This window comes from Alicyclobacillus mali NBRC 102425, assembly GCF_001570745.1.
GTDB classification, from domain to species: domain Bacteria; phylum Bacillota; class Bacilli; order Alicyclobacillales; family Alicyclobacillaceae; genus Alicyclobacillus; species Alicyclobacillus mali.
Window position 1 is genome coordinate 1 of the sequence record NZ_BCSG01000039.1, and the last position, 24040, is coordinate 24040.

General features: G+C 62.8%; 24 protein-coding genes. 3 read left to right on the top strand and 21 right to left on the bottom strand.

Annotated features, from left to right (window positions below):
• From AMA01_RS12005 to ppdK, 3 genes are all read right to left on the bottom strand, one after another.
• The coding region (locus tag AMA01_RS12005; RefSeq protein ID WP_156468455.1) for a pyruvate, water dikinase regulatory protein at nt 1-805 on the bottom strand (805 nt) is incomplete at its 3' end.
• Nucleotides 784-1512: a helix-turn-helix transcriptional regulator gene (locus tag AMA01_RS12010; RefSeq protein ID WP_231862942.1), complete on the bottom strand. Its 729-nt coding sequence runs from the start codon at nt 1510-1512 to the stop codon at nt 784-786. The genes AMA01_RS12005 and AMA01_RS12010, both read right to left, overlap by 22 nt.
• 40 nt (nt 1513-1552) lie before the next feature.
• Complete coding sequence (gene ppdK, locus AMA01_RS12015; protein ID WP_067851293.1) at nt 1553-4240, bottom strand: pyruvate, phosphate dikinase; 2688 nt, start codon at nt 4238-4240, stop codon at nt 1553-1555.
• Between the two features lie 323 nt (nt 4241-4563).
• Here ppdK and glpX point away from each other — a divergent pair, with 323 nt between their 5' ends.
• Entirely contained in the window at nt 4564-5529 is a 966-nt protein-coding gene (gene glpX, locus AMA01_RS12020; protein WP_067851295.1) for a class II fructose-bisphosphatase, read from the top strand.
• Nucleotides 5530-5609: 80 nt separating this feature from the next.
• Here glpX and AMA01_RS12025 read toward each other — a convergent pair whose 3' ends face one another.
• The 14 genes from AMA01_RS12025 to AMA01_RS12090 form a co-directional block, all read right to left on the bottom strand.
• Nucleotides 5610-6524, bottom strand: a complete 915-nt coding sequence (locus AMA01_RS12025) for an NAD(P)-dependent oxidoreductase (RefSeq protein ID WP_067851297.1) — start codon at nt 6522-6524, stop codon at nt 5610-5612.
• A 25-nt stretch (nt 6525-6549) separates the two neighbouring features.
• Nucleotides 6550-7224, bottom strand: a complete 675-nt coding sequence (locus AMA01_RS12030; RefSeq protein ID WP_067851299.1) for a 4-carboxy-4-hydroxy-2-oxoadipate aldolase/oxaloacetate decarboxylase — start codon at nt 7222-7224, stop codon at nt 6550-6552.
• A complete protein-coding gene (locus AMA01_RS12035; protein ID WP_231862943.1) occupies nt 7221-7937 on the bottom strand; it encodes a PIG-L deacetylase family protein in 717 nt (238 codons plus the stop codon). The genes AMA01_RS12030 and AMA01_RS12035 overlap by 4 nt, the downstream gene beginning before the upstream one ends.
• Before the next feature lie 57 nt (nt 7938-7994).
• Nucleotides 7995-8906, bottom strand: a complete 912-nt coding sequence (locus AMA01_RS12040; RefSeq protein WP_067851301.1) for a DUF6282 family protein — start codon at nt 8904-8906, stop codon at nt 7995-7997.
• An 88-nt stretch (nt 8907-8994) separates the two neighbouring features.
• Complete coding sequence (locus AMA01_RS12045; protein ID WP_067851303.1) at nt 8995-9648, bottom strand: GntR family transcriptional regulator; 654 nt, start codon at nt 9646-9648, stop codon at nt 8995-8997.
• A gap of 38 nt (nt 9649-9686) precedes the next feature.
• Nucleotides 9687-10634, bottom strand: coding sequence for a VOC family protein (locus tag AMA01_RS12050; protein ID WP_067851304.1), 948 nt, complete (start codon nt 10632-10634; stop codon nt 9687-9689).
• Between the two features lie 178 nt (nt 10635-10812).
• Nucleotides 10813-11772: an amidohydrolase family protein gene (locus AMA01_RS12055; RefSeq protein WP_067851306.1), complete on the bottom strand. Its 960-nt coding sequence runs from the start codon at nt 11770-11772 to the stop codon at nt 10813-10815.
• Entirely contained in the window at nt 11769-11978 is a 210-nt protein-coding gene (locus tag AMA01_RS12060) for a 4-oxalocrotonate tautomerase (protein WP_014464316.1), read from the bottom strand. The genes AMA01_RS12055 and AMA01_RS12060 overlap by 4 nt, the downstream gene beginning before the upstream one ends.
• A gap of 12 nt (nt 11979-11990) precedes the next feature.
• Entirely contained in the window at nt 11991-12770 is a 780-nt protein-coding gene (locus tag AMA01_RS12065; RefSeq protein WP_067851308.1) for a 2-keto-4-pentenoate hydratase, read from the bottom strand.
• Nucleotides 12739-13797: a 4-hydroxy-2-oxovalerate aldolase gene (dmpG, locus tag AMA01_RS12070; RefSeq protein ID WP_082744177.1), complete on the bottom strand. Its 1059-nt coding sequence runs from the start codon at nt 13795-13797 to the stop codon at nt 12739-12741. Before dmpG ends, AMA01_RS12065 begins: the two co-directional genes overlap by 32 nt.
• A gap of 6 nt (nt 13798-13803) precedes the next feature.
• Nucleotides 13804-14703: an acetaldehyde dehydrogenase (acetylating) gene (locus tag AMA01_RS12075; RefSeq protein WP_012810938.1), complete on the bottom strand. Its 900-nt coding sequence runs from the start codon at nt 14701-14703 to the stop codon at nt 13804-13806.
• Nucleotides 14700-15494 (bottom strand): 2-keto-4-pentenoate hydratase, encoded by a 795-nt coding sequence (locus AMA01_RS12080; protein WP_067851310.1) that lies wholly within the window; start codon nt 15492-15494, stop codon nt 14700-14702. Before AMA01_RS12080 ends, AMA01_RS12075 begins: the two co-directional genes overlap by 4 nt.
• A gap of 14 nt (nt 15495-15508) precedes the next feature.
• Complete coding sequence (locus AMA01_RS12085) at nt 15509-16945, bottom strand: aldehyde dehydrogenase (protein ID WP_067851332.1); 1437 nt, start codon at nt 16943-16945, stop codon at nt 15509-15511.
• Between the two features lie 38 nt (nt 16946-16983).
• On the bottom strand, nt 16984-17793 hold the full coding sequence (locus AMA01_RS12090) for a DODA-type extradiol aromatic ring-opening family dioxygenase (RefSeq protein WP_067851312.1): 810 nt from the start codon (nt 17791-17793) through the stop codon (nt 16984-16986).
• Between the two features lie 178 nt (nt 17794-17971).
• Between AMA01_RS12090 and AMA01_RS12095 the strand changes: the two genes are divergently transcribed.
• Nucleotides 17972-18799, top strand: a complete 828-nt coding sequence (locus AMA01_RS12095) for an IclR family transcriptional regulator (protein ID WP_067851314.1) — start codon at nt 17972-17974, stop codon at nt 18797-18799.
• Here the strand turns inward: AMA01_RS12095 and AMA01_RS12100 are convergent.
• The 3 genes from AMA01_RS12100 to AMA01_RS12110 form a co-directional block, all read right to left on the bottom strand.
• Nucleotides 18766-19953, bottom strand: coding sequence for a 4-hydroxybenzoate 3-monooxygenase (locus tag AMA01_RS12100; RefSeq protein WP_067851316.1), 1188 nt, complete (start codon nt 19951-19953; stop codon nt 18766-18768). The two genes, AMA01_RS12095 and AMA01_RS12100, sit on opposite strands and share 34 nt — an antisense overlap.
• Before the next feature lie 249 nt (nt 19954-20202).
• Entirely contained in the window at nt 20203-20913 is a 711-nt protein-coding gene (locus AMA01_RS12105; RefSeq protein WP_067851318.1) for a CDP-alcohol phosphatidyltransferase family protein, read from the bottom strand.
• Nucleotides 20906-21658 carry a phosphocholine cytidylyltransferase family protein gene (locus AMA01_RS12110; RefSeq protein WP_067851320.1) on the bottom strand — a complete coding sequence of 251 codons (753 nt, stop codon included), beginning with the start codon at nt 21656-21658 and terminating at the stop codon, nt 20906-20908. Before AMA01_RS12110 ends, AMA01_RS12105 begins: the two co-directional genes overlap by 8 nt.
• 293 nt (nt 21659-21951) lie before the next feature.
• Between AMA01_RS12110 and glnA the strand changes: the two genes are divergently transcribed.
• Complete coding sequence (gene glnA, locus AMA01_RS12115; protein WP_067851322.1) at nt 21952-23373, top strand: type I glutamate--ammonia ligase; 1422 nt, start codon at nt 21952-21954, stop codon at nt 23371-23373.
• A gap of 48 nt (nt 23374-23421) precedes the next feature.
• On the opposite strand, the gene AMA01_RS12120 is transcribed toward glnA, so the two are convergent.
• Nucleotides 23422-23970 carry a DUF84 family protein gene (locus tag AMA01_RS12120; protein WP_067851324.1) on the bottom strand — a complete coding sequence of 183 codons (549 nt, stop codon included), beginning with the start codon at nt 23968-23970 and terminating at the stop codon, nt 23422-23424.
• Nucleotides 23971-24040: the final 70 nt, after the last annotated feature.

Here is a 24040-nt window from a genome sequence, read left to right on the forward strand (position 1 = left end):
AAAAGGCTCCAATAGCTCTGTCGGTGACGTCGATGAGCGGGCAGCCGAGATCGCGCACAATTGACTCGGCGTAAAACAACTCTTCCTCAATCCGCTTGCGATCCGCATACTGGGCGAGAACGGGCAGCCCCATATGCTTCAGGCGCTGGCTGCGGATCCGCATCATCTGTTCGACACCCATCGTGAGACCCACGATGCGCGATCTCGGCACTTGGTACAGCTCGCCAGGCGGCTTGACCTCGGGGACGAGGGGCAGGTTCGCGACGCGAAGTCCCTTGTGCGCCAGGAAGATACTGACCGGCGTTTTGGAAGTGCGCGACACGCCGATGAGCACCACGTCCGCTTGTAACAGCGCCCGCGGATCTCGTCCGTCGTCCGCTTTGACCGCGAACTCGATGGCATCCACGCGCCGGAAATAGTCCTCGTTCAGGACGTGCAGCAGACCCGGTTTTTGCTTGGGATGATCGTGAAACGTGTCGATAAAGGCCTGCATCATCGGCCCCATGATGTCCACGACGCGAACGCCGAGCCGAATGCTTTCCATCTTCATCATCTCGCGCAACTCGGGCTGCACAAGCGTGTACGCAATGAAGCCGCCGGTTTGCCGTGCCGCCTCCACCACTTCGCGGATCTCATCTTCCGCGCGCACCTGCGCGTACCGGACAATCTTGACACGCCGCATGTCGAACTGATGAATGACTGCGTGTACCACGGCCTCAGCCGTATCCCCCAGTGAATCCGAACAGATGTAGATGGTACGCGTATCCTGAATTTGCGGTTCGGTCATCGCCAGTCGGTCCCCCATTCTGCCACCAGGCGCGCCAGCGTCGTCTTGGTGATCCGGCCCACCACAACAGGCGGTGCGCCTTCTTCCGAAGCGGGTTCGACGACGGGCAGGCTGTCCACTTTGTACTCGATCATCCGCTTCGCCGCGTCGACCACGCGATCGTGCGGAGTCACCGTCTCGATGTGCGGATAGCGGGTCATGATCATGCCTACGGGAAGCGAGGTTGCGCTGGCATTCCCAAGTGTGAATTTCAGAAAATCCTTGCGCGATACGACGCCCTGCAATCGCCCGTCTTCGTCTGCGACGATGAGCCCGCCGACGTCTTCCAGGAACATGGTGATCACAGCGTCATGCACCGTCGTCGTCTCGCGGACGATCACCGGCAGAGATTGCACCTCGCCAACGCGCACATCGCGCCACGGGACAGGCGCGGACGGTGGAGACGGATCGGCCAGAAAATAGCCAACGCGCGGCTTCGCATCTAACTGGCCGAGCATCACGAGCAAGGATAAATCGGACCGAATGGTGGGCCGGCTCACGCCCAACATTTCCGCAATTTGATCTCCGGTGATGGGCTGATGCGCCCGGACGAGTCGAAGAATCTCCTTTTGACGAGGTGTGAGTTCGATGGGCCTCTCCCCCAGCAAGAGGCGGCCAGGCGGTCGAGTCCCCGCCTGGCCGCGAATGTCCTCGCGTGCGTCTCTATTGTACATCAACATCCGCATCTCATCTTGTCTCCATTTGTCCCCCTGGGTGTGGCCCCCGTCAGCCCGTCATCCGCCTGCGCACCGCCGCCTGTGCCGCGGCAATCCGCGCAACAGGAATGCGGAACGGCGAGCAACTGACGTAGTCAAGTCCTATGTCTTCACAGAACGCGATGGAAGCCGGATCGCCGCCATGTTCGCCGCACACGCCCGTCTTCAAGTCTGGACGGCGCTTGCGCCCAGCTTCGACGGCCCACTGGATGAGCTTGCCCACACCCTCCGTGTCCAGCGTCTCAAACGGATTGTATGGAAGAATTTCGCGGTCCAGATAGACATTCAGGAACTTGCCTTCGGCGTCGTCCCGGCTGAACGCGAACGTCATCTGCGTGAGATCGTTCGTGCCGAACGAGAAGAACTGCGCGTCCTCCGCAATCTGGTCCGCCGTCAGCGCGGCGCGCGGTACTTCGATCATCGTTCCGATGCGGTATCCGATCTCGACGCCCTCGCGCTCCATCGTCCGCTTGGCGATCTCCTCCATCCGCTCGCGCAGCACGCGGAGTTCCTTCGGCGAGCCGATGAGTGGCAACATAACCTCCAGTTCGACGCCGATCCCCCGGCGCTTGGCCTGCGCCGCCGCCGTGATGATGGCCTCCATCTGCATGTCGTAGATCTCCGGATACACGATGCCAAGCCGAGAACCCCGAAGCCCCATCATCGGGTTTGCCTCACGCAGGTACCTGGCCTGCCGGAGCAGTTGCTCGGTCTCTGCGATCTCGCCCTGCGACGCGCCCTGCTCGCGCAGTGCGTCCAGGCGCTCGGCCAGTTCCTCTTCGCGCGGCAGGAACTCGTGCAGCGGCGGATCCAGGAGCCGAATGGTGACCGGCAGTCCGTCCATCGCCTCGAAAATGGCGGCGAAGTCCGAAACCTGAAGCGGCAACAGCTTCGACAAGGCGTCCTGCCGCTCGGACGACGTGGTCGCCAAAATCATCCTCTGCACGAGCGGCACCCGATCCGGCGACAGGAACATGTGCTCCGTGCGGCACAGGCCAATTCCCTCGGCGCCAAATTCGCGCGCCCGCCGCGCATCTTCTGGCGTGTCCGCATTCGCGCGAACCTTGAGACGTCGCACGTCATCGGCGATGGACAGCAATTCCTTCAGTTCTTCCGCCATTTTGGCTTCTTCCATCTGCGCCTCACCGACGTACACCGTCCCGGTTCCGCCATCCACCGAGATGACGTCGCCCTCTTTGAGCACGATGCCGTTCGATTCCACCTGGCGCGCCTCGAAGTCGATGTGCACGCCGTCGCAGCCGCAGACCGCCGGCTTGCCAATTCCGCGGGCCACAACAGCCGCGTGGCTGGTCATTCCGCCGTGCGTCGTCACCACGCCTTCTGCAGCCAGCACGCCGTGGATGTCCTCGGGCGTCGTCTCGGGCCGCACGAGCACGACCTTCTCGCCGCGCTGGGCCCACTCCACCGCCGTGTCCGCGTCCAACACAATTCGCCCCACACTTGCGCCCGGAGACGCCGGGAGCCCCTTGGCCAGCACCTGCAGGGCGTCCGTTCCCTGAAGCCGCCGGTGTAAAAGCTGCCGCAAATGCTGAGCATCGACGCGCAGAAGCGCCTCTTCCGGCTGAATCAGTCCTTCGTGCAGCATGTCGATGGCGATGCGGACCGCCGCCTGCGCCGTGCGCTTCCCGCTGCGCGTCTGCAGCACGAACAGCTTGCCCCGCTCCACTGTGAACTCCACGTCCTGCATGTCCCGGAAGCGCGTCTCCAACTGCTTCGCGAGGGCCACGAGCGATTCGTACACGGCTGGCATCGTGTGAGCGAGATCCGCAATGGGTTGAGGCGTGCGAATGCCGGCGACCACGTCCTCGCCCTGGGCGTTCGACAGAAACTCCCCGAACAGCACAGGCTCACCGGTCGAAGGGTGGCGCGTGAAGATGACGCCCGTACCGCTGTCGTCGCCCATATTGCCGAACACCATGGCCTGGACGTTGACCGCCGTGCCAAGCGTCTCCGGAATGCCGTGAGCCTTGCGGTAGACGATGGCCCGCGGGCTGTTCCAGGAGCGGAAGACCGCTTCGATGGCGAGCTCCAGTTGCACATTGACGTCCTGCGGAAACGGCTGCTTCACGTGTTCGGCAAAGAGTTTCAGGTACGTCGCCACGAGATCCTTCCATGAATCAGCGGGCAGGTCGCGATCGCGCTCGACGCCGCACTTGGACTTCGCCGCGCGCAGCGCGTGTTCAAACGGCTCAAGCGACACGTTGAACACGACGTTCGCGAACATCTGAATCAGGCGCCGATAGGAGTCGTAGGCGAAGGCGGGATCCTGCGACTGATTCGCCAGCGCTCGCACGGTCAAATCGTTCAGGCCCAGGTTCAAGATGGTGTCCATCATGCCCGGCATCGAGACGGGCGCACCCGATCGCACCGAGACGAGCAGCGGCTGGAACGCATCCCCAAACCTTTTTCCGGCGGTTCGTTCGAGCCGAAGGACAGCCATTCCCACCTCGTCCAACAGCCCCTCGGGAAACTTTCCGCCCCGCGCCCAATATTCGTTGCACGCCTCGGTCGTGATGGTAAAGCCGGGCGGGACCGGGAAGCCCCACTGCACCATCTGCGCCAAGTTGGCGCCCTTGCCGCCCAGAAGCTTGCGGTTCTTCGGATCCGCTTGGTCGAAGGAGTAGACCCATCGGGTCGTCAGCGCCTCATCGCGCGCTACATCCTGCACCTGCGCCATGCATGCATCCCCCTTGTCACTGCCTTGATGTCGCCCGTTCGGCGAAGCGCTTGCATCTGCGACGCCATCCGCTCGCCGCGCGGTCCATCTGACGGGTGATCAACTGATATGTCATGAATCGAGTTCGCGATACTTTGTTCATACCACATCGAGAATTATGACGCAACATTTTTGTGAGAATGGATTGACGACAGCATAATATGATGTCATAATTCCGTTGAAGGTGAGTCTGCGAGCATCTGGCGACGGAGCGCTGCGCGGCCAAGCACACTGCGCGGCGGGCGCCAATCGCAGCCAACGGAATTTCCAGGGAGGGATCGCCGATGGATCGAGAGCTCGCGCTCGAACTCGTTCGCGTCACGGAGGCGGCCGCGCTTGCCGCCAGCAGGTGGGTCGGCCGGGGTGATGCGGACGGCGCAGACGGTGCAGCCACGGAGGCGATGCGCAACATGTTTCGCACCGTCGACATCCGCGGCGTCGTGGTCATTGGCGAAGGCGAGATGGACGAAGCCCCCATGCTCGCCCAAGGAGAAGAAGTCGGGACAGGGCGCGGGCCGCGCGTGGATGTGGCTGTCGATCCCATCGAAGGCACATCGATGGTCGCGAAAATGCTGCCGAACGCCCTCTCGGTCGCGGCCATCGCCCCACGAGGACATCTGTTGAAGGCCCCGGACATGTACATGGAGAAGCTCGCGTGCGGCCCTCGTCTGCGCGGCATCCTGTCCCTCGACGATCCGCTGGAGACCACGCTGCGGAAGGCTGCTGAAGCGCTCGGCAAACCTCTTTCCGAGTTGTCCGTGGCCATGTTGGAGCGGGATCGGCACAAAGCCCATCTCGATGTCGCCCGCCGGTTGGGTGTGCGGATCAAGCTGCTGAACGCGGGAGACGTCCTCGGCTCGATTGCCACGGCGCTGCCCCGCGGAGGCACCGATCTTTACGTTGGCTCCGGTGGCGCGCCCGAAGGCGTCCTCGCAGCGGTGGCTTTGCGCTGTTTGGGCGGCGACTTCCAAGGCCGCCTGATGCCGCAGACTCCCGAGCAGCGCGAGCGCTGCCAGCAACTCGGCCTCGACGTCGCCAAGACTCTGGCGCTGTCCGATCTCGCCGGAGATGACGATGCCATCTTTGCGGCGACGGGCATCACCGATGGAGATTGGCTCGAAGGCGTGCGTCGCGAAGGCGACTACCTGCACACGCACTCCGTCGTGATGCGGGTGCGCACGGGCACGGTCCGCCATGTCAACGCCACGCATTATCGACCGCTCGAAATGCGGCTCGCGCAGACGGTGTGACCTGTCCGAGGTCGGTGTTGATGCTTCATCCTCTCCACACGTTCCCAACTCGAAAGGCCGCCTTGAGGGCGGCCTTCCTTTTAGGCGTCTCTCGAGCGCCCGCTCGCCGCGACGCCGTTCGCTTTCTCCGGGGCTGCCTCGGCCCGGGCGAGCGCTCTGAGCCACGCCCCGACACCGTCTGGCCGTTCCCTCATCGCGGCGCGAACATCTGCCGCGCGCGTCAAGCGACGATAACCGCCCTCGGCGACCAACGGCTTGACGGAGATGGAGCGAAGGGTCTCCACCACCTCGCCGAGTTCATGTGCGCGCCGCTCCGCGTGCTCCAAGTTTCGCCCCACCAGATACAGGGCCAGATCGCGCAGGTGATGATCTGGGAACGAGGCGTCGAGGGAGTCAAGGACGCGATCGGCCAGCCCCATCTTCTCGGCGGCCAACAAAGCTTCCAGAAACAGCGCCTCGAGTCCTTTCAGCACTGCGGAGCGACACATCTTGAGCAGCGCGGCCCCACCCACTTCCCCGTCCAACACTTCGATCCGGCATCCATACGGCGCAAACGTGGCGAGGAACGTGTGCGCACCATTGCCATCCACGACCATCGGCACGCGGTGTCCATGGGGTTTGACGGCCGACATCACCGCTACGGCGGCAAATTGAGCCGACGGACGGTGCCGCGCGATGAGATCTCCGACCGCACGCTTCACGGCCGGCGAGCAGGAATTGAAGTCGGCGTACAAAGCTCCCTCGCGCAGATGCGGAGCGGCTTGTTCGGCCACCTGCAGCGCTGCCTGCGCCGTCACCAAGGAGAAGATGACGTCACACTCGACCGCCACGTCGGCCACGGATGCCTTGCACGAGACGCCAAGCTCCTTTGTCCGCGGCTTCCAGGATTCGGCGGGAGCCGCGTCGTACGCCGCCATGTCGATGGCAGCTGCCTGTCGAAGTCCCGACGCAATGGCGCTCGCGGCTTCGCCGAAGCCGATGAACCCGAGTTTCATGCCGCTTCTCCCTTCTTCCCCGACATCAGATCCATGAGACACCAAGTTCCTGCAGTTTGTCGCGCAGCCCGTAGATGTCGAGGCCCAGTTCCCCTGCCGCCAGGCGAGCGCGCGTGACCTCTTCCCGTTCCACGCGCGCCCTCGCGCGACTCGCCACGTCTGCCGCGCGTTCCTTCGGCACGCACACCACGCCATCCATGTCGGCGACGATGATGTCGCCGGGTCGCACGGAGACACCGGCGCACACCACCGGGACGTTGACGCAACCCGGCGTGGCTTTGACTGTGCCCTGTGCGGAGATGGCGCGAGACCAGACCGGAAACCCCATTTTCTCCAAATCCGCGACATCTCGCACGCCTGCCTCAATCACAAGCCCCGCCGCGCCGCGCGCCTGGAGCGAGGTCGCGAGGAGTTCACCGAACATTCCGTCGGTCGACGGTGAAGTCGTGGTGACGACCAAGACGTCTCCCGGTTGACACACTTCAACGCTGGCGTGAATCATCAAGTTGTCTCCAGGATGGCACAGCACGGTCACCGCTGTGCCAAACGTCCGCGCGCCGGGATAAATGGGCCGCATGTACGGCAACATCAATCCCTCCCGTCCCATCGCCTCATGCAGCGTGGCGACTCCGTACTGTCCCACGCTTTCGACGATCTCGCGCGCGGGCCGCTCGATATTCGTGACGATGACCGTCTTCACACGAACTCACCCCCGACGGAAGGAAACACGCGCTGATACGCCTCTGCGTAAACGATGGGTTGCCCGGAGTTGCGGCCCGCCTGCACACCCCGGCGCTTGGCCACATCCGTGTAATACGCCCAGAGATGCTCCTGGGCTTGCATGCATTCCATGGCCTGCCGCTTCTTCTCGAAGACCGGCGTGATGTCCAGCAGGAGATCGATCCGGAACTGGCACTGTTCAGGCTGATGAGGTTCGAACGAGTACAACTGCGGGGCGCCAATGGGCGCGTATTCGGACGGATACCCGTGCGCCTGTGCAAGAATCCTTGCCTCGCGGACGAGTTCGGCCGTGCGCGGATGGTCGGCATTGTAGGGATCCACGAACGTATGCGACAACAGGACGTCCGGACGATACTTGCGAAACTCCTGGACAAGGGCATCTCGCAAGTCCGGCGTCACCTCGATGGGATAATCTCCAACATCCAAGAAGCGGATCTCGGCGCCTAGGATGTCCGCAGCGCGTTCCGCCTCCTCGCGGCGGCGTCGCTTGATTTCGTCGAGCGACTTGCCCTCCTTCCACAGGCTCGCAGACTCCCCTCGCTCGCCGTACGTGAGGCACAGGACGCGAACCGTCCAGCCGCGTTCGCTGTACAAGGCAATGGCTCCCCCAGCCCGCCACACGAAATCGGCCGCATGCGCGCTCACGACCATCAACGTTCCCTGCTTCTGCACGTGGCAACAACTCCTTTCACCGACACTTATGCGATTCAATCTCGTAAAACGAGAATCTCACGCCTCAAGGCCAATCAACGTACGCGGGTTATCCACCCACATCGTCCTCAGGGCATCAGGCGAGAATCCAGCTTCGAGAAGGCGCGAGGCGAAATCTACGATTCCATCCACGACACAGGGATTGGACTTCTGACCGAGGTCCGTGGAAAGCAGCGTGCGCTCTGGCCCCACCGCGCGGATGGCCTCGAAGAGCACACCCCAGTCGCACTTCTGGGTGTAAAACGTCGTGTAGCAGTGTTCGATGAACGCGCCGAGATCGGCGAGCTTCACTTGGTCTTCAATCGACAGCGCTTCGGAAGGAAACAGCGCGTGCGTCACGATGATCTTTTGAATCCCAAGCGCCCGCGCCCGCTCCACCACGGCGAAGATTTCGTCTCGCGCCAGATGGCCGGTCGCGATCGCCATCTGGTGATGACGCACGCGTTCGAGGCATTGGTCGAGATTTGAGCGGAACAAGCCCTGTTCGTCCCAAACCGACATCAGGTCGAGTCCGATGCCTTCCGCGCGCACCTCCGATTGGATGCGCGCCCAAAACGGCAGATGCGATTGGCCGCGGGCGGCCTGTTTTTCGGGGCTTTCGTTTGCCGCGTCGACGGTGGGCAGCCACACGATGCGCGCGCCCGCCCGCCCTGCGATGTCCACGGCGACCGGATTGAATCCGCCGACGGCGTGATTCAACACGACGGCTCCCACCACATCGACTTCGGGCACCACCCCGGACACGACTTTCGCTCGTTCAACCGTGGGAAAGTAGTGAGATTTTAGGGCAAAACCGGACCAGCCGAGGTCCCGAAATTGACGGGCCAGAGACACGTCGTCGATGCTGCGCTCGACGAGGTCCGGCCACACGTGCACGTGCAGATCGTACAGGCCGCTGAGGAGCGATATGATGTCCTCCCGTTGCGCCATGGTTTCGCTTCCTTTCGAAGAGCTTCAAGATTGTCTTACAAAAAAGACGACAAAAACAGGCGCGGCGGCGCGTGGGTGGACCCTCGCGCTAAAATCCCTGTCGCATGCTGCGGAGCGTGTCACAGACATGATTTAGATGAACGCGCATGGCTTGCTCGGCCGAGTCCGGATCGCGCCGGCGAATCGCGTCCACGATTCGTTCGTGCTCCTCCATGGAGGCAACCGACCGGTTCGGCGCCATGATGGTTCGGTACTGATAGCGAACGCTTTGAGAATTGAGCGTTTCGAGCAGCCGCCTGGCGGTGTGGTGACGGGAGATCTCGGCGATGGTCCGGTGAAGCCTCGCGTTGCCGTCGGAGTAAGAGAGCAAGTCGTTGCCCTCGTACTGGCGCCGCATCCATGCGAGGATATCATCCAGTCGCCGCAGGTCTTCGTCCGTCGCCCGGACGGCGGCGTGGCGCGCGATGAGACATTCTAGAGCCATGCGGACCTCCAGGATTTCAACCGCTTCCTCGTGGGAAACGTGGCGCACGCGGGCGCCTCGATACCGCTCCCGTTCCACCAAGCCCTCCTGTTCCAGACGGGCGAGGACGGTGCGAACGGTGGCTCGGCTCGCGCCAAGCCATCGCGCGAGATCCATCTCCACAAGGCGCTGAGACGGCATGAGCGTGCCGTCGATGATGGCATCGCGCAGGCGCCGGTAGCACTCTTCCTCGGTGTAACCCTGGCTTGGGACTTCCACGTGGGCACCGCCTCCGGTGGACTTGTCATCTGGAACAGTTATACCACAGGCGTGCCATAGTGGTGAAAGCTTTCCACCGTCTTGTTGCCCCACGCTTGGCCGCGAGCGCGCTCGGCCTCCGTCCAGGTAATGGGCTGCCAGTCAGGCGCAAGCACCAGATAGCCGCCCGAGCACACCTCGATGCGATTGCCGCCGGGCTCGTACACGTACACGAAGTACGTCTGGTTGATGGCGTGCTTGCTCGGCGCAAACTCGATCAACACGCCGTGATCGACGAACAGATCCGCGGCTCGCCAAATGCTTTCGTTCGTGTCGACGCGAAAGGCGATGTGGTGAAGGCGACCGCGGGCACCTGTTGCGTCCAGGGTGTACACGACGTCGTAGGACTTGTTCATGGCGCGATACCAAACACCCGGGCGCTTCCCGCTGTCGAGCCGGATCTGCTCCGTGAGTTTGAGCCCGAGCACCGATTCCACAAAGTCGCCGTCGCGCTCTGCATCCGACGACAAGAAGTTGATGTGATCCAGCGTCTTGACCCCAACGCCCCGGCCCGTAAACTTCTGCGGCTGATTCTTCAGCAAGGGCCGCAGCTGGTCAGGAGGGTTGTAATACCTCGTCTCATAGTACAGCTCGTACTGATGTCCATCCGGCCCGCGAAACTGGTAGCCGGGTCCGTGCCCGAAGCTCCCATCGACCCATTCCCCGTCGACACCCGCCTCGGTCAGCGCTCGCACCCTGCGCGCAAGTGCCTGATCGCTTGTCGTGCGAAGCGCCGTGTGGCCGACGCCCGCTCGGTCGGATTCGGTCAAGATGAGCGAATACATTTCGTAGTCGCCCATGCACCGGAGATAAATGGAGCGCGCATCTCGCCCCACTTCCTCCATGCCCAAAATATCGCGAAAAAATCGGTAGCTCTCGTCGATGCAGGGCGTGAACAGCTCGACATGCCCAAGGTGAGCGATGTCATAACAAGGTTCGGATCTCATCACGCGATCCTCCTTTCGGCGCGGCCGCGACCGGCCCAATGGTAAGATGACATGATTGTATGACAATCCAGTCAACAATCACATCATGCCGGAATGCACGGCGAATGTCAACGCTTACGTGAAGCTGCAATGGCGCTGGAGGTGCGCGCGGAACCGCACGGCCCTGCGCGCACAGCGCTTAGATGTCAAGTGCCTGGCCCACGAGGGCGGACACGTCGGCCCCCGGGCGCGGCGGCCAGGCGGACAGGTCAAATGGAAAGTCCGATCCCGAGAGGACGCGATCGGCGCCGACCACGTCGATCAAACAGCGAAGCGCAGCGTCGGACCAAAGCACGTTGTCGTAGAACATGCGCCGGAGATACGCCGTCGGCCGGTCCTGCAGCCGCCCTCTCACCTGCGGCCACACATCGTATCCCTGTTCGATGCGCCCGATTTGATACGGCAGAAAGCCACCCCCGTGCGCCAATAGCACGCGCGCGCCGGGATAGCGGTCGAGAAGGCCAGAGAGGACGAGGTGCGCCGCCGCGAGCGTCGTCTCCCAGGGCACGCCGACCAGGTTGGGCAGCATGAGGCGCGCCGCCCGCGGATCGGCGTGCAGCAAGGGGTGCAGAAACAGCACCGCCCCGCGCGCGTCCGCGACCTCCCACACGGGCCAAAGGGCTTCGTCGCCGATGAGCGCCTCTCCGACCCCTGGCCCCACGATGGCCCCGACGAAGCCCTCGTCCATCCGGCGCTCGAGCTCCCGCGCAGCGGCCGTCGGATCCGCGAGCGGCAGCGTGGCGAGCGGGCGAAACCGCTCGCGGTGCGGCGCCAGCACATCTCGCAGGGCGTCGTTGTACACCTCGGCCACCTGCGCGCCGATCTCGGCAGGCAAGTGATACACGAAGAGCTGCGGCAGGGGCGACACGAGCGCCAGGCCGATGCCAGCCTGCCGATAGGCGCTCGCGAACGCCTCGAAGTCGACGAACATGCGCTTCAGCTCGAACGACCAACGCCCTTCCACCGTGAGAAACGGCTCCTTGTCCGGCGCGCGCCGCTCCAGGTCCACCTGAATGCGTGGCTCTCGCTTGAGAAACGCAAGCACCTCAGCAGGCAGGAAGTGCGTGTGCACGTCCGCCGCCCGATTCGGCTCGATCACGGCGTTTCACCTCGGGCCGCGTCCTGTTCCGCCTTCGACACGCCGCCAACGCCCCAGTGCGCTTTTGGCACCTCGTAGAGGATGACCCGCACCGTCTCCCGCTTGGCGCCGAGCGTCTCCACCACCGCGTCGGTCAGCTTCTCCATAAGCGCCCGCTTCTGCTCGGGCGAGCGCCCTTCCACCATGGTGACCTGGACCAGCGGCATCTCGATCCCCCCTCACTCGATGACGTCCAGTTCGATGGCACCCATGCCCGCGAAGGCGATCTCGACGCGATCGCCCGGGTGCACGTAGATGGCTTCCGTGATACCGCCCGTCAGGACCACCATGCCGGGCTCGATGGCCGCGCCGAAGCGCGTGAGCATGCGCACCTGTTCCACGACGGACCGCACCGGGTGGCCGAGCACCGCCGCGCCAGCGCCCGTCTGCGCGACGTCCCCGTTCAGGCGCATGACCACCCCCACCTCGTCGAGCCGAAACGCGTACGGCGAGTACGCCTGATCCGCCAGACAGAAGCGCGCGCTCGACGCGTTGTCGGCGATCACGTCCACGAGCGTGAACGAGAAGTTCTCGTATCGGCTGTCGATGACCTCAACCGCCGGGACGACGCACTCGGTCGCGAGCCAGACGTCGCGCGCGGTCACATTCGGCCCCTCCAAACGGCTGCGGAACACGAACGCGATCTCCGGCTCCACGCGCGGATGGATGAGTCCCTGCATCGACAACACCGGGCGCTCCAGTTCCATCGTGGAGAGCAGATGTCCGAAAATGGGTTCGTCGACGCCCACGGACCGCTGCTTCGCTTTGCTCGTGAGCCCCATCTTCCAGCCGACGAGCCGCGCACCCTCCGCCATGTACTTCTGCATGGTCAAACGCTGAATTTCGTACGCGTCGTCCACCGTGAGGCCTTCGTAGCGGAGCGTCAGCTTCTTCAACTCCGTGGCCGCCGTCTGGTGGCGATACAGCTCATCCGCGATGGACGGAAGCGACAGGGCCATCCGCGTTCGCCTCCTTGCCGTGCGCGATCTCGTACGCGACATCGACGATCATATCCTCCTGGCCACCCACCACGCGGCGCCTGCCGAGTTCCACAAGAATGTCGCGCACGTCGACCTCAAACTGCTTCGCCGCTCGCTCGGCGTGCAAGAGAAAGCTGGAATACACGCCCGCGTAGCCCAGCGTGAGCGCCGTGCGATCCGTCAGGACGGGTCGCGCCATCCGCGGGCGCACGACGTCCTCCGCGGCGTCCATGGCGGCGTACAGGTCCACGCCGGTCTCGATGCCGTATTTCTCGCACGCGGCCACAAACACCTCGAGCGGCGTGTTTCCCGCGCCTGCCCCGAGCCCCGCGAGGCTCGCGTCAATCCGGTATGCGCCCTCTTCCACGGCCGCAATGGAGTTGGCGACCGCCACGCCGAGGTTGTTGTGCGCGTGAAATCCGACCTGGACGTGGTCCGGCAGGGCCTCCCGCAGCGCGGACACCTTGCGGCGAACCTCGTCCATGAGCATCGCGCCCGCCGAATCGACGATATACACGCAGTGCGCGCCGTAGGAGGCCATTTTCTTCGCCTCTTCCACCAGGCGCTCGGTCTCCGTCATGTGGCTCATCATGAGAAAACCGACCACATCGAGTCCCATCTTGCGCGCCTCTTCCATGTGTTCCGCGGAGATGTCCGCCTCCGTGGAGTGTGTCGCGACCCGCACTCCGCGGATGCCGAGGCCCACGGCGCGCTTCAAGTCTTCGAGCGTTCCGATACCAGGCAACAGCAGCGCGACGACCTGAGAGGTCTTCACCGCCTGACACACCGCTCCGACGTAATCCTCTTCCGACTCCTTCGAAAAACCGTACTGAATCGAGCTTCCGCCGAGCCCATCGCCGTGGGATGCCTCGATCTTGGCCACGCCCGTCCTGTCCAGCGCGCTCGCAATGGCCTTCGCATCTTCGACGCTGAACTGGTGCCTCACGGCGTGCATCCCGTCGCGCAGCGTGACATCCGTGATTTCAATCTTGTACCGATACGACACCGCGCCTCACCTCGCCTCTTCCGCCGACGCCACCTGCATCTTGTGACGCGCGTATTCTTCGCCAAACTTCACCGCCGCCGCGGTCATGATGTCGAGATTGCCCGCGTACACCGGCAGGTAGTCGCCGAGTCCCTCGACCTCGATGGAGATGCTGACGAGATCGTCCTGGAAGATGGGCTCGCGGTTCAACCGATACCCCGGGACGAACGTCTGCACGTGGCGCACCATCTGTTCGATGGACTCGAGCACCTTCGCCTGGGTGGTCGGGCTCGCGTCCTCCATCAAGCAGTAGATGGTGTCGCGCATGAGAATGGGAGGCTCCGCCGGGTTGAGGATGATGATGGCCTTCCCTCGCTTGGCGCCTCCGATGGCCTCGAGCGCGCGCGCCGTGGTCTGGGTGAACTCGTCGATGTTCGCCCGCGTGCCAGGGCCCGCGCTCTTGCTGGCGATGGTGGCGACAATCTCCGCGTACCGCACGCCGACCACGCGGCTCACGGCGTACACCATCGGCACGGTGGCTTGGCCGCCGCAGGTGACCATGTTGACATTCGGCGAATCGAGGTGCTCCTCCAGGTTGACCGCCGCGATGACGTATGGGCCGCGCGCTGCCGGCGTCAAGTCGACCGCCTGGATGCCTGCTTCGCGCAGGAGCTTGGCATGGCGCACGTGGGCCTTCGCGCTCGTCGCGTCGAAGACGATGTCCGGGCGAACCCCCTGTTCGAGGACCGCCTTGAGGCCGTCCGCTGACGTCTCAAGCCCCATCTCGCGGGCGCGCCGCAGGCCGTCCGATTCCGGGTCGATGCCAATCATCCACCGCGGTTCGATCCACGGGCTTCGCTTCAGCTTGATCATCAGATCCGTCCCGATGTTTCCGGACCCGACGATCGCGGCACTGAGCTTTTTCAATCCGAACCCTCTCCTTTCACCCACACGAACTCCACGCTGCCCAGCGGCCCAAAGGACAACTGGACGCGATCGCCCGGCCGAATGGGCACCGCGGCGCTGACGGCGCCCGACAACACGACGTGACCCGCGCGAAGCGGCGTGCCGAGCTCGGTCAGGGTGTTGGCGAGCCAGGCCACGGCCTTCGCCGGATGCCCCATCACCGCCGCACCCGCGCCCGTCTGAACGATCTCTCCGTTTAGCTTCAGGACGCCGCCCACCGTCTCCAGGTCGACGCCGGCGATGGCGGTGGGCAGGTTTCCCAAGACAAAGCAACCGGCGGACGCGTTGTCGGCCACGGTGTCCACCAGCCGAATGCGCCAGTCTGCGATCCGGCTGTCAATCACCTCGATGGCGGGCACCACGGCCCGGGTCGCCGCCAAAACCCGGTGCAGATCCACGCCCGGTCCGACGAGGTCCTCTGCGAGAATGAATGCAATCTCCGGCTCGACCTTCGGTTGCATCAGCGGAAAATCGAGATCCGAGCCGCTCTCAAACCACATCGACTGAAACAAATGCCCAAAGTCGGGCTGATCCACGCCGAGTTGCACCTGCATCGGCTTGCTGGTGAGGCCAATTTTGTGTCCCACGACGCGATCGCCCGCGGCCACGCGCCGCTTCACATTCACAAGCTGGATGTGGTAGGCGTCCTGCACCGAAAGGTCGGGGTATTCGTCCGTCAGAGGCGGAATGGGCGACTGCTCGCGCTCCGCGCGCCACAGCGCCTCCGCCAGGGATTCCAGCCGTTCGCTCATCTCATCCACTCCGATCACAGCTTGATGCAGACGTTCTTTAGCTCCGTGAAGAATTCGAAGCTGTGCACGCCACCTTCGCGCCCGATGCCGCTTTGCTTCATGCCGCCAAATGGCGTCCGCAGGTCGCGGAGGAACCAGGTGTTCACCCAGATCACGCCCGCCTCCAGTTCACCGGCGACGCGGTGCGCGCGCTTGAGGTTCGACGTCCACAATGTGGCGGACAGGCCGTAGTGCGTGTCGTTCGCCAGACGGATGACCTCTTCCTCCGTGTCGAACGGCTGCACCGTCACGACCGGGCCGAACACCTCCTGCCGCGTGATCTCGCACGTCTCATCCACGTCGACAATGACGGTCGGCTCGTAGAAGGCGCCTCTTTTTAGGTGTTCGGGGCGCCTGCCGCCCACGAGTACGCGACCGCCCTGCTCCAGCGCGCGCCGGACGAAGCCGTCGACCCGCTCCAGGTGTTCTTCCGAGATGAGGCTGCCGACGTCCGTCTGCGGATCCAGCGGATCCCCGACCCGAAGCTTGCGTGCGCGATCGACAAGCGCGTCGACGAACCGGTCGTACAGCGGGCGCTCGACGTAGATGCGCGATCCGCAGAGGCACACCTCGCCCTGGTTGACGAAGCTCGAGCGCACGGTGGTCGCGATGGCGTCCTCGAAGTCGCAGTCCGCAAACACAATGTTCGGGTTCTTGCCTCCAAGTTCAAACGAGAGGCGCTTCAGCGTGTTCGCGGCCGACCGCATGACCGCCTTGCCCGTCGTCGTCTCGCCCGTGAGCGAAATCAGGTCCACGTCCTCGTGCTCGGTCAGGAATTGCCCCGCCGCATCGGGCCCGAACCCATGCACCACGTTCACCACGCCGTCCGGCACGCCCGCCTGCTTGCAGATCTCCGCGAGCTTGGTGGCGGTCATCGGCGTGAGCTCCGCAGGCTTGATGACGCACGTGTTGCCCGCCGCGAGGCACGGGGCGACCTTCCACGTCAACAAGAACAGCGGCAGGTTCCACGGCGAGATGAGTCCCGCCACGCCAACCGGGCGGCGGAGCGCGTAGTTCAGCGCGACGCCCTCCATCTCGAACGTCTCGGTCGAAAGTCCCTTCACGAAATCTGCAAAGAAGCGAAAGTTATACGCCGAACGCGGAATATCGAGGCTCTTCGCGAGCGAAAGAGGTTTCCCCGTGTCCGTCGTCTCGAGAAGGGCGAGTTCCTCCAGATTTTCTTCAATCAAGTTGGCAATCCGATGCAGAATCGCGGCGCGCTCCTGGGCCGTCGTGCGACTCCACGTGCGAAACGCTCGCCGGGCTGCGCGCACCGCCTTGTCGATCTCGGCGCGCCCTCCCTCGGCCACCGTGCCAATTTGCTCGCCCGTCGCGGGATTCAGATTGTCAAACGTCCGCCCGTCTTCGGAAGGCACAAAGGCGCCGTCAATGAAGTGCAACACTCGTTCCATGGTCATCCCTCGCCATCTCCAACTATCCGTTGTAAGACTCAACTTGCATCGCGGTACCGAATGGTCAGCACGGGATTGCCGGAACCCGACGACGGCCCGTACCCGTGCAACTCGCCTTCAAACTGTTTCCTCAGCACGCCGAGCAACACCGCCACGTGGCGGCCGCCGGATTCCACGCCTGCCGCCCGCACGTACGACGGCAGCATGCTCACGGCCGACGCCTTGTCGCCCTTGACGAGATATTGACAAAATTCGCGATCCAGCGCCTGTTCCGTGAGATTCGGCCATTTCTCCGGTCCGCGCCCCAGGTTGTGCGCGAGCGCCCCGCTCGCCAAAAACACCACGCGCTCTGGAGAGCGGAGGAACACATCCCCCATCACTTCCCCCCAGCGCATGGACTCCTCGAGCGACGCGGCCCAGCACACCGACAGAGCCACGACCGGGGTGGGACGCTTGAGCAAGTACCGAAGCGGAACCACCGTGCCATAGTCCCAGACGTAGGTCGGATCGTCCACCGCGACCACCTGAAGGCCGTTTTGTTGACCCGCCTCCACCAAACGCCTGCCGAGCTCCGGATGACCCGGGTGGTCATACGGCACGTCGCTGATGAGATCCGGGCATTCCACGGCGGTCAGGATGCCCTGGTGCCGCGGCGTGACATCCACGTAGTGCATGAAGCTGGACATCCAATGACATGAGATGATCACGACCACGTCGGGCCGGATCTGGTCGATCACGTCCGCGCACTTCAACATCGCCTCGACCATCGGCTGCTGAAATTCCGGTACGCGGTCCCGATGGCAGATCCTCGGCGTGTGCGGCGTGATCATGGCCAATTCCAGACTCATCTGAATCCCTCCCCAAACGAAACCGTGGGCGGCCCAGCAGGCCGCGGACCTAAACACCCTCATCTGCTGACCTCATCGTAACACGCTGAAAGCGCTCGCTATACGCCCTTGTTTCTCTATGCGGAACGTGGTACACCATTCCTAGAAGCGCTTACACGCCGCAAGGGAGGCGAACGCCGTGCCAAGGCAGTCAGACGCTCGCACGCTCTCGTCATTGCGCCACGCGCTGCACGCCCTGCGTTGCTTCTCTCAGGACGAACCCGAACTCGGCATCACGGAGATCGCGCGCAAACTGGGCCTCTCGAAGAGCACCGTGCATCGGATCATGGCAACGCTCGCCGAAGAAGGGTTCGTGCATCGAGACGAGGAGACGCATCGGTATCGGCTCGGACTCTCCGTGCTGAGCCTCGGCGGTATCATCATGTCCAACCTCGAAATCTGCCGAGAAGGCCAGCACCTGCTCGAGGAGTTCGTGCACCGCTTCGACGAGACCGTTCACCTCGCAGTGTTGGAGGACTTTTGCACGGTCTACGTCAGCAAACTGGAGTGCAAACATCCCGTGCAAATCGCCACCCACGTGGGCCGCCGCAATCCGCTCTACTGCACGAGTTCCGGCAAGGTCATTCTCGCTTACCAAGACGAATCGATGATCGAAGAGGTCATTTGTCGCGGCCTGCAGCCCTTCACGCCGAACACCATCTCGGATCCGAACCGCCTCCGGACGGTTCTGACGCAGATCCGGGAGGCAGGATACGCGACGAGCGTCGGCGAACTCCGACCTGGCGTCAACAGCGTCGCAGCACCGGTCCGCGATTACACGCGGCGCGTGATCGGCGCGGTCACCGCCGTGGGGCCGGCCGCTCGATTCACGGACGAGAAGATGAAATCGCTCGCCAAGACGCTCATCTCCATCAGCAAGGAGATCTCGAATCGCCTCGGCTACTATGAGCGGCCGAGATCGCGCGACATGTTTCACGCGTCCCACTCGATCGGCAGGCCGACGTAATTCTCGGCGATGGTCGCAAGCCCGTGCTGCGACGACGTGATGTAATCGAGTTCCGCCAACTGAATCTCTCGCTCAAACGGCGAGTGATCCGAGAAGCGATGTAGCATTTGCGTCATAAAGTACGAGAATCGCTCGGCCTTCCACACGCGCCGCAGGCAGATGGCAGAATACCGCCTCAACAAGTCGTCCGATCCGTCCTCATAGTGGCGCGCGATGGCTTCCGCGAGGACGCGCGCGTCGGAGACCGCGAGATTCAGCCCCTTGGCACCCGTCGGCGGCACGATGTGAGCCGAGTCGCCCGCCAAGTAGAGGCGGCCGTACTGCATCGGCGCACAGACAAAGCTGCGCATCTGCACAATGGACTTCTGCAGGATGGGGCCCTCGATGGGCTCCCGACCGTCCTCCGTGGCGAGCCGCAGGCGCAACTCCTCCCAGATGCGTTCGTCGGACCAGTTGCGGATGTCGTCGTCCGCGGCCACCTGCAGATACATGCGTTGGATCTCCGGAGACCGCGTGCTGACCAGTGCAAATCCCCGGTCGCTGTTGCAGTAAATGAGCTCCCGGCTCGACGGAGGGGCCTGGGTCAGGATGCCGAGCCATCCCATTGGATACGTTTTCACAAACTCTTGGCGAGCGCTTTCGGGAATGGCCGCGCGACTGGGACCGTGAAACCCGTCGCACCCGGCGATGAAGTCGCACTCCAGCACCTCCAACGGCGCATTCGGCGTGCCCCGGAAGAGGATGCGCGGTCGCTCGGTGTCGACGGCTTCGAGCGAAACGTCCTGGACCGAAAAGAGGATTTCACCTCCCTGCTCGAGGCGCGCTGCCACGAGATCTTTAATCACCTCGTGCTGCGCGTAGAGCGTGACGCACTTGCCTGTCAGCTCCTTCAATGGTACGCGGCGCCCGCGGCCCCGAAACCGGAATTCGATGCCCTCGTGCTCATCGCCGAATGCCTCCATTCGGCGATGCACGCCGAGTTCGCGCATCAAATCGGACGTGCCGTGTTCCAAGACGCCCGCTCGAACGGTTTGCTCGATGGCCTGGCGCGATCGCACCTCAAGTACCACGGACTCCACGCCGCGCTGTGCGAGCAGCAGGGATAGCATGAGGCCCGCGGGACCCGCGCCAATGATCCCGACCTGTGTGCGCACAGATACCCACCTCGCGTTCCTTTGACTGGAATCTTCAAAGAGCTTCCAAAACAAGTCTACCGCGAGGCTGACGCATGAACGACCCTAGTGTTCCGATATGCGGAATGCGGGACGGATCACCCTTCGTGATTCTACCTGGCGAGAATCCACACCGGGTTTGCGTGTGTGTCCGGGAAGGTTTTGCTTTCTTGCCCAATGAAAAGGCGGGAGACCCGAGCGGCCTCCCGCCAAAATCACAACAATTCCACGTCACGCAATGCCACGGGACCACTTGTACAGCTGCACCGCTGGCCGATAGGCGCACATCACAAGGCCCAGGATGGCGACAAAGTGAAAAAAGGCGGCAATTGCGTTGAACGCCACGAAAACAAGGAGCGCGAAATACTGTTCGCCGATGATGAACCCGCGGAACGGGATCAAACTTCTCCACCGCTGGGCCCGTCGAAACGTCGAATCGCCTTGTCCCGCTTCGGAGCTCGCGGGCGCCACCTCCCGGGGCTTGAAGCGAATCTGCCCGTAGTACTCAAGCAGGTAGAGAGCAAACAGCGACGCCATGGCCCACGCCCACACGCCCGTCTCATTCGGGTGCCAGCGCGTGTATCCATACGCGAGGCTGAAGTAGATGGCGAACTCCTTGATGCGGTCAGCCACCTGATCCAACCAGCCGCCGATAGCGGAAAATTGCTGGCGATATCGCGCCAACTGACCGTCCGCGCAATCGAACACGTAGGAGATCTCGATCAACACGAGTCCAATGAGCATGTCACCGCGGATGCCGGTCGAAAACCCCGCACAACCAAGGAGACAGAGAAAGAGCGAGAACAACGTGATCTGATTGGGCGTGACAGCTGTGTTGCGCAACAGGTAAACCAGCCGAATCGAAAGAGGATAAAAAATATAATTGGTCCAGATGTCGATAGGGCGCTTCGCGCACGAATCGATGCGCTTCAGTTCAGACATCGCGCTCCGCCCCTTGCGCGGCGAGGAGCCGAGGCACCACGCTTTCCACTGCGTAATCGTAGTCCTCGGGAAAGTCGATTTCCACGCAGGGAAGGCCGGTCACGTCGACGGAGACCAGCCCCGACTTATCCGCCAGGTGATCCAGGGCGTATTCGAAGAACTGCATCTCGTTTCCTTCCACGGCGAGATCGAGCACATTTTGCCGGAAACGTTCGGCAAACCGACCTGCAAATTTCGCCACCCCGATGAATTCACCCTCGCACACGGCGGGATCCAAATGCTTTCCGATGGCGACAATCTGGCCTGACCGAACTTGCACCTTGACCTCTTCGTCCCGGCACTGTTTCTTATCCACCGCCAGATAACCGCCGTCCTGTCCCGGAACAAGGCGCTCCAAGACGCGAGCGTCGTACACGACATCGGCGTTCATATAGAAGAAATCGCCGCTCCAATCGCGCAAAGCGTGGCTCAGTGAAAACAGCGTGTTGGTCGACTCGTATGCCGGATTCTCGATGAAGCGCACGTTAAAGGACGGATGGTGTGTCCGAATGTAATCGTGAATCATCTCTTTTCGATAGCCCACGACCATGATAACGTCGTGGATGCCGTTCTTGAGAAGCGCCTCAAACTGCCAGTCGATCACGGCCTTCGGCCCGACCGGCAACAGGCACTTGGGTCTTTCATCCGTGAGTGGGCGCATGCGGCGCGACACGCCTGCCGCCAGAATGATTGCGGTCGGTTTCATCTCGGAATTCCCCCATAAATCCGCGATTACAAGATGCTTGTCCACGGTTGCCAGAATGGTGAACCAAAAATGAGCCCGATATACGACTATACTTTGTCGAATCTCAAAAAAACATCAAAATCACGGATCCCATCTCGTAAACGGCGACAGCGTGTGACAAATTCTCGCCTTATGTAAGTTTTCCTGACACAAAGCATTGACGTTGCTTTCATCCGACTCCTATAATGAGCGCAGTTCAGCGCTGCACAGTGGAATGAGCGCAGTTCAGCGCTGCACAGTGGGAGGAATCGAACTTGACGTCGCGCGATATTCTTGAACTCATGAAGCAACACGATGTTCAAATGGTCGACTTTCGCATTGTGGACGTCCCGGGGCGCCAGCATCACGTGACGGTGCCTGCGGCCGAGATCGACGAAGAGGTCTTGGAGCGGGGCGTCGCGTTTGACGGCTCCAGCGTCCCTGGGTTCCGGGGCATCGAAGAGAGCGACATGGTGATGCGCCCGGTGCTGGAGACCGCGTTCCTGGATCCGTTTACCGAGGTTCCGACGCTCGCCGTCTCGTGCAACGTGTATGAGCCGAGCGGCAACCGGTACGAGCGTGATCCCCGCTATATCGCCGAGAAGGCGGAGGAATACCTGAAGTCGACGGGCATCGCGACGAACGCCTACTTCGGTCCTGAGCTTGAGTTCTTCATTTTCGACGATGTCCGGTTCGACTCCACGCAAAGTGGTGCGTTCTATGCCGTCGATTCTGAGGAAGCGGTGTGGAATTCGGGCGTTGGCGACAAAAACCTCGGCTATCACGTAAAGAACAAGAGTGGCTATTTCCCCGTCGCACCGACGGACACGCAGCAGGATATCCGCACCGAAATGGTGCTTGAACTGATGAAGGCCGGCATCCGCGTCGAGCGGCACCACCACGAAGTGGCCACGGCCGGTCAGGCGGAGATCAACTTCCGATTTGGCACCCTCACGCGCACGGCGGACACGGTCATGACGTACAAGTACATCGTGCGCAACGTCGCTCGCCGGCACGGCAAGACGGCCACCTTCATGCCAAAGCCGATTTTCGGCGACAACGGTTCAGGCATGCACGTCCACCAGAGCCTCTTCAACGGCGATGAACCGCTGTTTTATCGCGAGGGCGGCTACGCAAACCTGAGCGAGACAGCCCTTCACTACATCGCTGGCATTCTGTATCACGCGCCCGCCATTCTCGCGTTCTCGAACCCCAGCACCAACTCTTACAAGCGGCTGGTGCCTGGGTACGAAGCACCGGTCAACCTCGTGTTCTCTCGCGGCAACCGCAGCGCCGCGGTTCGCGTTCCCGTGGCTGTCGTTTCGCCGAAGACGGCGCGCATCGAGTTCCGCACGCCGGACTGCACGGCCAACCCGTACCTCGCGTTTGCAGCCATGCTGATGGCGGGGTTGGACGGCATACGCCGCAAGCTCGATCCGACAGAGCTCGGGTTTGGCCCCATCAACAAGAACATCTACGAGCTCTCCGCTGAAGAGAAGGCGCAAATCAAGAGCGTGCCTGGATCGCTCGGGGAGGTGCTCGACGCACTCGAGGCGGATCACGAGTTCCTCCTGGAGGGCGGCGTGTTCACAAAAGACTTCATCCGCAACTGGATCGACTTCAAGCGGAACAACGAGTTGGCGCCGCTCCACCTGCGGCCCCATCCGTACGAGTTCTCGCTGTATTTCGACCTGTGATGATGAAAAGGCCGCGCGCCCGCACTGGGTTGCGCGGCCTCGCATTTGTCACCCCTCGCCATCACGCTCTTTGGCACGAAGCGCGCTCGCCAGTGCGCAAATCAGGGCATCGCGGAACATGGCGGGCCGCGTGATAAGCCCACCCGTCAAAATGCCGATGGCGCCTTCACCGTGGCGAACGCCCACCTTCCCCACCCAAGCGTCCATGACGTCACCGAGTTCCATCCCGGCGCGGATGCCCTGTGCGATCTCGTCCGGCAGCTCCATCCTCAGTCCGCCTCCAACGGCCACCTTGTCCTCCTCGTACGCCACCGCAGCCCAGTTGACGAGCATCATCCCGTGCTCCGTGTCCTCGACACCGCCCTCGAGGCCAACACCCAGGTCGGCTCCAGTTTGTGCGCGCGCCCTTGTCGCCCGCTCGACCGCGCCTCTCCGCGTCTCTTCGTCCGACATCGGCTGCGCCCGTACGCCGGATGGCACATCGACGCACTCGATTTCGCCGACAATGTTGAACGCGCTGAGGGCCCGCTCCAACGCTTCCCGCTTCGCCCGGTTTCGCGATCCAAGCGCCACGCGGATCGTCGTTTGATTCCGCATCTTCCACCCATCACCTGCCCTCTCTCATTGTAGCCGTGTCCGCTGTCGCGATCGACATCGGACGACCGAA

Coding starts and splice junctions, on each gene's coding strand:
- AMA01_RS12025 (WP_067851297.1), bottom strand. CDS start 6,524: ATGAAACTCGGGTTCATCGGCTTCGGCGAAGCCGCGAGCGCCATTGCG.
- AMA01_RS12090 (WP_067851312.1), bottom strand. CDS start 17,793: ATGAGTCTGGAATTGGCCATGATCACGCCGCACACGCCGAGGATCTGC.
- AMA01_RS12040 (WP_067851301.1), bottom strand. CDS start 8,906: ATGGCGCAACGGGAGGACATCATATCGCTCCTCAGCGGCCTGTACGAT.
- AMA01_RS12105 (WP_067851318.1), bottom strand. CDS start 20,913: ATGTCTGAACTGAAGCGCATCGATTCGTGCGCGAAGCGCCCTATCGAC.
- AMA01_RS12060 (WP_014464316.1), bottom strand. CDS start 11,978: ATGCCGCTGGTCCAGGTCACCATGGTGGAAGGGCGCTCGCCCGAGCAG.
- AMA01_RS12080 (WP_067851310.1), bottom strand. CDS start 15,494: ATGAGCGAACGGCTGGAATCCCTGGCGGAGGCGCTGTGGCGCGCGGAG.
- AMA01_RS12120 (WP_067851324.1), bottom strand. CDS start 23,970: ATGCGGAATCAAACGACGATCCGCGTGGCGCTTGGATCGCGAAACCGG.
- ppdK (WP_067851293.1), bottom strand. CDS start 4,240: ATGGCGCAGGTGCAGGATGTAGCGCGCGATGAGGCGCTGACGACCCGA.
- AMA01_RS12050 (WP_067851304.1), bottom strand. CDS start 10,634: ATGAGATCCGAACCTTGTTATGACATCGCTCACCTTGGGCATGTCGAG.
- AMA01_RS12010 (WP_231862942.1), bottom strand. CDS start 1,512: ATGCGGATGTTGATGTACAATAGAGACGCACGCGAGGACATTCGCGGC.
- glpX (WP_067851295.1), top strand. CDS start 4,564: ATGGATCGAGAGCTCGCGCTCGAACTCGTTCGCGTCACGGAGGCGGCC.
- AMA01_RS12085 (WP_067851332.1), bottom strand. CDS start 16,945: ATGGAACGAGTGTTGCACTTCATTGACGGCGCCTTTGTGCCTTCCGAA.
- AMA01_RS12065 (WP_067851308.1), bottom strand. CDS start 12,770: ATGGCCCTGTCGCTTCCGTCCATCGCGGATGAGCTGTATCGCCACCAG.
- AMA01_RS12110 (WP_067851320.1), bottom strand. CDS start 21,658: ATGAAACCGACCGCAATCATTCTGGCGGCAGGCGTGTCGCGCCGCATG.